General features: G+C 65.4%; 6 protein-coding genes. 5 read left to right on the top strand and 1 reads right to left on the bottom strand.

Annotated elements, in window-relative coordinates; translation table 11 throughout:
• Positions 1-46 precede the first annotated feature (46 nt).
• Entirely contained in the window at positions 47-1,300 is a 1,254-nt protein-coding gene (locus ACP7AR_RS09245; RefSeq protein ID WP_426184973.1) for an LCP family protein, read from the bottom strand.
• 181 nt (positions 1,301-1,481) lie between these two features.
• On the opposite strand from ACP7AR_RS09245, the gene ACP7AR_RS09240 reads away from it, so the two are divergent.
• From ACP7AR_RS09240 to ACP7AR_RS09220, 5 genes are all read left to right on the top strand, one after another.
• Positions 1,482-3,155 carry an ABC transporter substrate-binding protein gene (locus tag ACP7AR_RS09240; protein WP_426184971.1) on the top strand — a complete coding sequence of 558 codons (1,674 nt, stop codon included), beginning with the start codon at positions 1,482-1,484 and terminating at the stop codon, positions 3,153-3,155.
• A gap of 78 nt (positions 3,156-3,233) precedes the next feature.
• Positions 3,234-4,238, top strand: coding sequence for an ABC transporter permease (locus ACP7AR_RS09235; protein ID WP_426184969.1), 1,005 nt, complete (start codon positions 3,234-3,236; stop codon positions 4,236-4,238).
• Positions 4,235-5,185, top strand: a complete 951-nt coding sequence (locus ACP7AR_RS09230) for an ABC transporter permease (protein ID WP_426184967.1) — start codon at positions 4,235-4,237, stop codon at positions 5,183-5,185. The genes ACP7AR_RS09235 and ACP7AR_RS09230 overlap by 4 nt, the downstream gene beginning before the upstream one ends.
• 22 nt (positions 5,186-5,207) lie before the next feature.
• A complete protein-coding gene (locus ACP7AR_RS09225) occupies positions 5,208-6,929 on the top strand; it encodes an ABC transporter ATP-binding protein (protein WP_426184965.1) in 1,722 nt (573 codons plus the stop codon).
• 242 nt (positions 6,930-7,171) lie between these two features.
• A complete protein-coding gene (locus tag ACP7AR_RS09220; protein WP_426184963.1) occupies positions 7,172-10,666 on the top strand; it encodes a DNA-directed RNA polymerase subunit beta in 3,495 nt (1,164 codons plus the stop codon).
• Positions 10,667-10,689: the final 23 nt, after the last annotated feature.

Below are 10,689 nucleotides of genomic sequence, written 5' to 3'. Positions count from 1 at the left end.
GCCGACGCGCCACACAGGGGCGCGCCCGGCCCGAGCGGCGGCTCGCTCAGTTCAGGTTGCCCGCGGAGCAGGTCTCCTGTTCGACGTTCGTCCCGGAGACCTCGGGTGGAAGCGTCGCCCTGTCCTCGGGGGCGGGGCTTTCTTCCGGAGCGGCGCTCTCGCCCGGCGCCGGCTCAGGCGTGGGGGTGACGTTCTCGACACCCCCGTTGGGGCTCGCGCCGCCGGTGAGCTCCAGCGACTGGTTCGCCGCGAGAGCATCCCACAGCACTGCGGCGGAGTCGTAGTCGGGCACGACCTTGTTGGGATCGTACGGAGCAGTGAAGCTCGGGTACTGCACGAACACGAAGTCGTCGAACGGCACGTCCTTCACCGCGAGAGCGAGCTGGCCCAGTGTCAGCGGATTGGAGAGGGTGTCGCTTGGCACGATGTTCTCCGCCACGGTGTTCGCCAGGCGCAGCACCTTCGTGGGGTCGCTGAGCACCTCTGCGCTGAGGATCTTCTTCGCGAGGCGCGACATGTACTGCTGCTGGTTCGAGATGCGTGCGAGGTCGCTCCCGTCGCCGACGCCGTGGCGTGTGCGCAGGAACTGCAGCGCCTCGAGGCCCTTCACGTTGCGGGTGCCGGCAGGCCAGTCGATTCCGGTCTGCGTGTCGCTGATGCCCGGCTCGGCGATGCAGACCTCGACGCCGCCGATCGCATCCGTCATCTGGATGACGCCGTCGAAGCTGAGCTTCGCGGCGAAGCCGATCGGCACGTCCGTGAGCTCGGTGATGGTCTGCGCGACGCAGGACAGCCCGGCGTGGGCGTACACGCTGTTGAGCGACTGCGTCCCCTGCGCCGACGCCTCAGAGCCGTCTTCGCGGGTGCACTCCGGAACCTCGACCATCAGGTCGCGCGGGAACGACACCACTGTCACCTTGCGCGGTGACTCTGACACATGCACCAGCAGGTTCGCGTCGTTCAGGATGCCGGCGTCGCTCTCCTCGCAGCGCTCGCCGAGCCAGCGCTCGGAGATCGGTCCGCACTCGTCGGTGCCGAGCACGAGCACGTCGAACGCGCCGGGATATTCACCGAGCGCCGGGGGAGCGATGTCAGGCGCGCCTTCGAGCGCGACGGAATCCGCCGTCGCACGCGTGGCGAGGTCGATCGCGATGAACGCGCCGACGCCGATGGTAGCGAGCAGAACGGCGCCGAGTGCGCCGCCGAGCAGCTTCAGCCCTGTCGATGTCCTGGTCGGCGAGGACAGCGTCGCGTGGCGCGCGACGGTCGAGCGGTGGAGCGCGTCAGGCACCTTCTTCATCCGTTGTCCTCCGATCCTGCCTGACGGTAACACGAGGCCGTTACGCAGCTGATACCGGATCGCAACACGGATGCGTTTGGATTCCAGGAGCGTGCTGGGTAACGTCATTGCATCACCGTGTAACGGAGCGATGACGCCCCGGCACGCGCAACGAAGCGCCCCAACAGGGAAGGTACACAGCATGCACCACACATCCATGCGCCGGCGAGGGCTCATCGCCGTCACCGGCACCGCGATCGCAGCGATGCTGCTCGCGGGCTGCGTCGCCAGCGATCGCGGCGACGACTCCGGAGATGCAGAAGGCGACGTCGACAGCACGTTCGTGTTCGCAGCATCCTCCGACCCGGCCAGCCTCGACCCGGCTTTCGCTCAGGACGGCGAGACCTTCCGCGTCTCGCGTCAGATCTTCGAGGGTCTTGTCGGCACGGAGCCAGGCACGGCAGACCCCGCACCGCTGCTCGCCGAGTCGTGGGAGCCGTCCGAGGACAACCTGTCGTACACCTTCGCTCTGAAGGAGGGCGTCACCTTCCATGACGGCACGCCGTTCAACGCCGAAGCCGTCTGCGTGAACTTCGACCGCTGGTACAACTGGACCGGCCTCGCCGCCTCCGAGGCGTTCGGCTACTACTACAACAAGCTGTTCCACGGCTACGCCGAGAACCCGGCCGACGCGGTGTACAAGTCCTGCACGCCCGACGGCGACTACAGCGCCACGATCGAGCTGAACAAGCCGTTCGCCGGATTCATCCCGGCGCTCTCGCTGCCCGCATTCGCCATGCAGAGCCCCGCAGCCATGCAGGAGTTCGCCGCTGACGAGGTCGGCGGCTCGGCCGAGGCCCCCGCTCTTTCGGAATACGCGATGGGGCACCCGGTCGGCACCGGACCGTTCCAGTTCGACGAGTGGGCACCCGGTGAGCAGGTCACGCTGAAGTCGTACCCCGACTACTGGGGCGAGAAGGGCCAGATCGAGGAGATCATCTTCCGCACGATCGACGACCCGACCGCTCGCCGTCAGTCGCTCGAGGCCGGAGACATCGACGGGTACGACCTGGTCGGCCCCGCCGACACGGCCGCTCTCGAAGAGGACGGCTTCACGATGGTGTCGCGTCCTCCGTTCACGATCCTGTACCTGGCGTTCAACCAGCAGATCCCCGAGCTCCAGGACCCGAAGGTGCGCGAGGCGCTGTCGTACGCGATCGACAAGGATGCGCTGATCAGCCAGGTGCTGCCCGAGGGCACGCAGAAGGCGACCCAGTTCATCCCCGAGGTCGTCAACGGGTACAACGAGGACGTCACGACGTACGAGTACGACGTCGACAAGGCGAAGTCGCTGCTGGCCGAGGCCGGCTACGACGAGGCCAACCCGCTGAAGCTGGACTTCAACTACCCGGTCAACGTGTCGCGTCCGTACATGCCGGACCCCGAGCAGATCTTCACGGTGCTCTCCTCGCAGCTTGCTGAGGTCGGCGTCGAGACCACCCCGGTCTCAGAGGAGTGGGTCGAATACCTCGACCGCACCACCGGCACCGCCGATCACGGCATCCACCTGCTCGGCTGGACCGGCGACTACAACGACACCGACAACTTCGTCGGCGTCTTCTTCGGTGCGAAGAGCTCGGAGTGGGGCTTCGACAACCCTGAGCTGTTCTCGGCACTGACCGAGGCGCGTGGGGTCGCCGACCTCGACGAGCAGACCGGTCTGTACCAGGACATCAACGAGATGGTCGCCGAGTTCATCCCCGGCGTCCCGCTCGCGCACCCTGCTCCCACCCTGGCCTTCGACCCGCGCGTCGAGAGCTACCCTGCCAGCCCGGTGAACGACGAGGTCTTCACGGACATCGTCCTCACCAAGTAAGGATTCACTCGGGCGTCACCCCTCTGATCACAATGATCAGAGGGGTGATGATCCTGACCTGAAAGCTGGGAGTACTTCTTGCTGCGCACCATCGGCAGGCGACTGCTGTTCCTCATCCCCACTCTCTTCGGCCTGAGCATCCTGCTCTTCGCCTGGGTCAGAGCCCTCCCGGGCGGACCCGCCGTGGCTCTCCTCGGAGAGAAGGCCACCCCGGAAGCCATCGAAAGGGTCAACGAGCTCTACGGCTTCGACAAACCCCTCATCGAGCAGTACTTCATCTGGATAAGCCGATTGCTCCAAGGCGACTTCGGCACGTCGATCCAGACCAACCGCCCGGTGACGGAAGAGTTCTTCCGTCGCTTCCCTGCGACGATCGAACTGTCGGTCGCGGCGCTGATCATCGCGGTCGGCATCGGTATTCCGCTCGGCTACTGGGCAGCCCGACGCCACGGCAGATTCAGCGACCACGCCGCCGTCGTGCTCAGCCTGGTCGGCATCACGATCCCGGTCTTCTTCCTGGCGTTCATCCTGAAGTACATCTTCGCGGTGCAGCTCGGCTGGCTCCCGGCCGACGGCAGGCAGAGTCCGCGGATCGATGCCACGCACCCCACCGGGTTCTACGTGTGGGACGGGATCATCACGGGCGAGTTCGACGCCTCGTGGGATGCGATCCTCCATCTGATCCTCCCCGCGCTCGCGCTCGGGACCATCCCTCTCGCGATCATCGTCCGCATCACCAGGGCGAGCGTTCTCGAGGTGCAGAACGCCGACTACGTCCGCACCGGTCGCGCGAAGGGCGTCGCGAACTCGACGCTGCGCGCTCGGTTCATCCTGCGCAACGCGATGCTGCCCGTCATCACCACGATCGGTCTGCAGACCGGTCTGCTGATCTCTGGCGCGGTGCTGACCGAAACAGTGTTCGCCTATCCGGGAATCGGTTCGTTCCTGGCCAGGGCCATCTTCACGCGTGACTTCCCCGTGCTGCAGGGCTTCATCATCTTCATCGCGATCGCGTACGCGCTGATCAACCTCGCGGTGGATGTGTCCTACAGCCTGATCGACCCGAGAGTGAGGGTCCAATGAGCATTCCACTTCCACCGGCGCAGGGTGGCGAGATCATCGACACGGTCGCGCTCGCCCAGACCGAGCTGAAGGATGCCGGCGGCGGGTTCTGGCAGGACGTCTTCCGGCGTCTGCGTCACAGTCCCACCGCCTGGATCGGCGCGGTGATCGTGCTGCTGTTCCTGCTCGTCGCCGCGCTGGCGCCGATCCTCGCGCCATACCCTGAGACCGCGCTGCCCGGCGCGAAGTACATCACGCCGACGCACATCCCGGGACCGGGCGAGCTGCCGGAGTTCCCGCTCGGGCTCGACCGCTTCGGCGGCGACGTGCTCTCAAAGCTGATCTGGGGAGCCCAAGCCTCGCTCATGGTCGGTGTGGTCTCGACAGCGATGGGTCTGGTCGGCGGCATGATCCTCGGCCTGCTCGCCGGAACCTTCGGCGGCTGGGTCGACACCGTGATCATGCGCATCGTCGACATCATCCTGTCGGTGCCGAACCTGCTGCTCGCCGTCTCGATCGCTGCCATCCTCGGCCAGACGCCGTACGCGGTGATGATCGCGATCGGTGCATCGCAGGTGCCGATCTTCGCGCGCCTGCTCCGTGCATCCATGCTGCAGCAGAGATCGAGTGACTACGTGCTCTCGGCGCAGACGCTCGGTCTCGGTCGTGGACGCATCACGATGTCGCACGTGCTTCCCAATGCGATCGGCCCGGTCATCGTGCAGGGCACGCTGACGCTGGCGACCGCCGTGATCGACGCGGCGGCCCTCTCCTTCCTCGGCCTCGGCGGCGGACGCCCCGAGACGGCCGAGTGGGGGCGGATGCTGACGTACGCGCAGAGCGAGTTGGCGATCGCACCGTGGCTGGCTTTCCTGCCCGGTATCTGCATCGCCGTGACTGCGCTGGGCTTCACCCTGTTCGGTGAGGCGTTGCGAGAATCCATGGACCCGAGGACGAGGGCGCGCTGAGATGGTTGAAGAACAACAGAGCATGAGTACTCCGCTGCTGTCAGTCGAAGGCCTGGCCGTCGACTTCAACACCACCGACGGTGTCGTGCACGCGGTCGAGGGTGTGGATCTCGAGATCTCGGAGGGGGAGACCGTCGCGATCGTGGGGGAGTCCGGCTCGGGCAAGTCCACGACGGCGATGGCGATCATCGGGCTCCTCGCCGGTGGCGGACGCATCGCCGCCGGCAGCATCCGCCTCGACGGCAGGGAGATATCGAAGGCTCCTGAGCACGAGATGCGCGCGATCCGCGGACGCCACATCGGCCTCGTGCCGCAGGATCCGATGTCGAATCTCAACCCGGTCGCGAAGATCGGCACGCAGGTCGCGGAGACTCTGCTCGCCCACGGACTCGCGAACCGCCAGAACGTCTCGGCGAAGGTCGTCGAGGCTCTCGAAGCCGCCGGTCTGCCTGATGCGGCGAAGCGCGCCAAGCAGTATCCGCACGAGTTCTCCGGCGGTATGCGCCAGCGCGCGCTGATCGCGATCGGACTCGCCTGCAAGCCGCGGCTGCTGATCGCCGACGAGCCGACCAGTGCGCTGGATGTCACGGTGCAGCAGACGATCCTCGACCAGATCGGGACGATGACGCGCGAGCTCGGCACGGCCGTGCTGCTGATCACTCACGATCTCGGCCTCGCCGCCGAGCGCGCCGAGCGCGTCATCGTGATGCACCGCGGAAAGGTCGTCGAGCAGGGCGCTGCGAAGCAGATCCTCGAAGACCCCCAGCATCCGTACACGCAGTCGCTCGTGAAGGCCGCCCCGTCGGTAGCGATCGCGCGCCTGCGGCCCGAGGCGTTCTCCGTCTCCTCGGAAGCAGAATCGCCGATCCTTCGACCCCTGAGCCAGTCGAAGGGTCAGGAACCGGCTGGGACCGAGCTCCCGGAGCGTGTCGAAGGGCGCGAGGGCGCCGACACGAAACCCGACAACATCGTCGAGTTCGAGAACCTCACCAAGGTGTATCCGGTGCGGGGTCGAGGCGAGGACTTCGTCGCGGTGAACGACGTGTCCCTCGTGATCCCGCGCGGCGAGACCGTCGCGATAGTGGGGGAGTCCGGTTCGGGCAAGACCACGACAGCGCGGATGCTGTTGAAGGTGTTCGAACCGACGAGCGGCCTGATCAGGTTCGAGGGCAAGGACATCTCGACCCTCGACCGTGCCGAGACGCGGGACTTCCGTCAGCGTGTGCAGCCGATCTTCCAGGATCCGTACTCGAGCCTGAACCCGATGTTCACGATCGAGAGACTGATCGGTGAACCGCTGGAGTTCTACCGGCGCGGGAGCGGATCGGATCGACGCAAGCGGGTGCGGCAGCTGCTGGATGACGTGGCGCTGCCGCAGTCGATGCTGCGGCGGTATCCGTCGGAGCTGTCCGGCGGGCAGCGTCAGCGCGTCGCGATCGCGAGGGCTCTGGCGCTCTCACCCGACCTGATCGTGTGCGACGAGCCGGTCTCCGCACTCGACGTGCTGGTGCAGGATCAGATCCTCCGTCTGCTGGGCGATCTGCAGCGCGAGTACGGACTCAGCTATCTGTTCATCTCGCACGATCTCGCGGTCGTGCGGCTGATCAGCGACTACGTCTGCGTGATGAAGGACGGCTCACTCGTGGAGGCCGCGACGTCCGAGGAGATCTTCACGAACCCGCGGGATCCGTACACACGCCGCTTGCTGGCCTCGATTCCCGGCAACGAACTGAACATCGCCTGACCCCGCGTGACGCGCCCTGGCCCTTCGACCCACTCACGGGTCGAAGGGCCTTTTACCGCAGCATCCGGAATTGGTCAAGGACTCTACTTGCCATGTCGCGAAATCGGACGTATAGTTGTTCTTTGCGCCTCGGTTCTCCCTGCCCTCATATGGTGGTCGGCAGATGTTGAGCACACGAGTGCGCACTCCACCTGACGACAAAGGAATCGAGAAGCCCTGCGGGGCTCACGGAGGTTATTCCCTTGGCTGCTGCTCGCAACGCATCCACATCCACCACCAACAAGAACGGACGCGGAGCTTCCCGTCTTTCGTTCGCCAAGATCTCCGACACGCTGACGGTCCCTGACCTTCTCGCGCTGCAGACGGAGTCCTTCGACTGGCTCGTCGGCAACGACGCCTGGAAGGCTCGTGTCGCAGAAGGCAAGAAGGCCGGTCGCAAGGATCTCAACGAGTTCAGCGGTCTGGAGGAGATCTTCGAGGAGATCTCTCCGATCGAAGACCTCAGCGAGACGATGCAGCTGAGCTTCACGAACCCGTACCTCGAGCCTGAGAAGTACTCGATCGACGAGTGCAAGGAGCGCGGCAAGACATACGCCGCTCCGCTGTACGTCGAGGCCGAGTTCATGAACCACCAGACCGGTGAGATCAAGACTCAGACCGTCTTCATGGGCGACTTCCCGCTGCAGACCAGCCGCGGAACCTTCATCATCAACGGCACCGAGCGTGTCGTCGTGTCTCAGCTGGTGCGCTCGCCGGGTGTCTACTTCGACAAGACCCCCGACAAGACCTCCGACAAGGACATCGTCTCCGCTCGCGTCATCCCGAGCCGTGGTGCATGGCTCGAGTTCGAGATCGACAAGCGCGACCAGGTGGGCGTGCGCATCGACCGCAAGCGCAAGCAGTCGGTCACCGTCTTCCTCAAGGCGCTGGGCATGACCAGCGAGGAGATCCTCGTCGAGTTCGCCGGGTACCCCTCCATCGAGGAGACCCTGGCGAAGGACACCATCCTCACCAAGGAAGATGCGCTGCGCGACATCTACCGCAAGCTCCGTCCGGGCGAGCAGGTCGCCGCTGAGGCCGCCCGCGCGCTGCTGGACAACTTCTACTTCAACGCGAAGCGTTACGACCTCGCGAAGGTCGGTCGCTACAAGATCAACCAGAAGCTGGGCCTGAACCAGCCGCTGGACTCGTCGGTGCTGACCGTCGAAGACATCGTCGCGACGATCAAGTACCTCGTGCGTCTGCACCGCGGCGACGAGACCTTCGAGGGTCTCCGCAGCGGCAAGAAGGCCGAGATCCGCATGTCGACCGACGACATCGACAACTTCGGCAACCGTCGTATCCGCGCCGTCGGCGAGCTCATCCAGAACCAGGTCCGCACGGGTCTTTCCCGTATGGAGCGCGTCGTCCGCGAGCGCATGACCACGCAGGACATCGAGGCGATCACGCCGCAGACCCTGATCAACGTGCGCCCCGTCGTCGCCGCGATCAAGGAGTTCTTCGGAACGTCGCAGCTGTCGCAGTTCATGGACCAGAACAACCCGCTCGCGGGTCTGACCCACAAGCGTCGCCTGTCGGCGCTGGGCCCTGGTGGTCTGTCCCGTGACCGCGCAGGTGTCGAGGTTCGTGACGTTCACCCGTCGCACTACGGCCGCATGTGCCCGATCGAGACTCCTGAAGGCCCGAACATCGGTCTGATCGGCTCGCTCGCGACCTTCGCGCGCATCAACTCGTTCGGTTTCATCGAGACCCCGTACCGTCGCGTCGTCAACGGCCAGGTCACGGATGACATCGACTACCTGACCGCCTCCGAGGAGAACGACTTCATCGTCGCTCAGGCCAACGCGCCCCTCAAGGCAGACGGTCACTTCCGTGAAGAGCGCGTTCTGGCCCGCCGCCCCGGTGGCGAGGTCGACGTGTTCGCGCCTTCCGAGATCGGCTACATGGACGTGTCGCCGCGCCAGATGGTGTCGGTCGCGACCTCGCTCGTGCCGTTCCTCGAGCACGACGACGCTCAGCGCGCGCTCATGGGCGCCAACATGCAGCGTCAGGCTGTGCCGCTGCTGCGCAGCGACTCGCCGCTGGTCGGAACCGGTATGGAGGGCTACGCAGCCATCGACGCCGGCGACGTCATCAGCGCCGACAAGGCCGGTGTGGTCACCGAGGTCTCGGCAGACCGCGTCGTGCTCCAGCTCGATGAGGGCGGCACGAAGGAGTACTACCTCCGCAAGTTCGATCGCTCCAACCAGGGCACCTCGTACAACCAGAAGGTGCTCGTGTCAGCCGGTGAGCGTGTCGAGGTCAACGAGGTCATCGCTGATGGCCCCGCCACCCAGAACGGTGAGCTCGCGCTCGGCAAGAACCTGCTGGTCGCGTTCATGACGTGGGAGGGCTACAACTTCGAGGATGCGATCATCCTCAGCCAGGACCTCGTGAAGGACGACACCCTCTCCTCGATTCACATCGAAGAGTACGAGGTCGATTCCCGCGACACGAAGCTCGGCAAGGAGGAGATCACCCGTGACCTCCCCAACGTCAGCCCTGAGCTGCTGAAGGACCTCGACGAGCGCGGCATCATCCGCATCGGTGCCGAGGTCCGCCCCGGCGACATCCTCGTCGGCAAGGTCACGCCGAAGGGCGAGACCGAGCTGTCGGCCGAGGAGCGTCTGCTCCGCGCGATCTTCAACGAGAAGAGCCGCGAGGTCCGTGACACCTCCCTGAAGGTGCCCCACGGTGAGCAGGGCACGATCATCGCTGTCAAGGAGTTCAACGCCGAAGACGGCGACGACGAGCTCGGCTCCGGCGTCAACCGCCGCGTCGTGGTCTACATCGCCCAGAAGCGCAAGATCACCGAGGGTGACAAGCTCGCCGGTCGTCACGGCAACAAGGGTGTCATCGCCAAGATCCTGCCGATCGAGGACATGCCGTTCCTTCCGGACGGCACCCCGGTCGACATCGTCCTGAACCCGCTCGGCATCCCCGGTCGAATGAACTTCGGTCAGGTGCTGGAGACCCACCTCGGGTGGATCGCCAAGCAGGGCTGGAAGGTCGAGGGCAACCCGGAGTGGGCGACGAACCTGCCGAAGGACGCATTCGAGGCTGCCCCTGGCACCAAGGTCGCGACCCCGGTGTTCGACGGTGCGGAGGAGCAGGAGATCGCTGGTCTTCTCGACTCCACGCTGCCGACGCGTGACGGTGACCGCCTGATCGACTCGACCGGAAAGACGCAGCTGTTCGACGGCCGCTCCGGTGAGCCGTTCCCGGCGCCGATCTCGGTGGGCTACATGTACATCCTGAAGCTGCACCACCTGGTCGACGACAAGATCCACGCGCGTTCGACGGGTCCGTACTCGATGATCACCCAGCAGCCGCTCGGTGGTAAGGCGCAGTTCGGTGGACAGCGCTTCGGTGAGATGGAGGTGTGGGCCCTCGAGGCTTACGGCGCTGCATACGCCCTCCAGGAGCTCCTCACGATCAAGTCCGACGACATCCTCGGCCGCGTCAAGGTGTACGAGGCGATCGTCAAGGGCGAGAACATCCAGGAGCCCGGCATCCCCGAGTCGTTCAAGGTGCTCATGAAGGAGATGCAGTCGCTCTGCCTGAACGTCGAGGTCCTCTCGGCAGACGGCACGGCGGTCAACCTCCGCGACACCGACGACGAGGCATTCCGCGCAGCGGAGGAGCTCGGTATCAACATCTCCAGCCGATTCGAGTCCGCCTCGATCGACGAGATCTGATCCGGCCGATAACGAATTCTTAT

The sequence above is a fragment of the Microbacterium sp. TWP3-1-2b2 genome, from assembly GCF_049896145.1.
Classification (GTDB): domain Bacteria; phylum Actinomycetota; class Actinomycetes; order Actinomycetales; family Microbacteriaceae; genus Microbacterium.
This window is presented reverse-complemented; position numbering and strand designations above follow the sequence as displayed.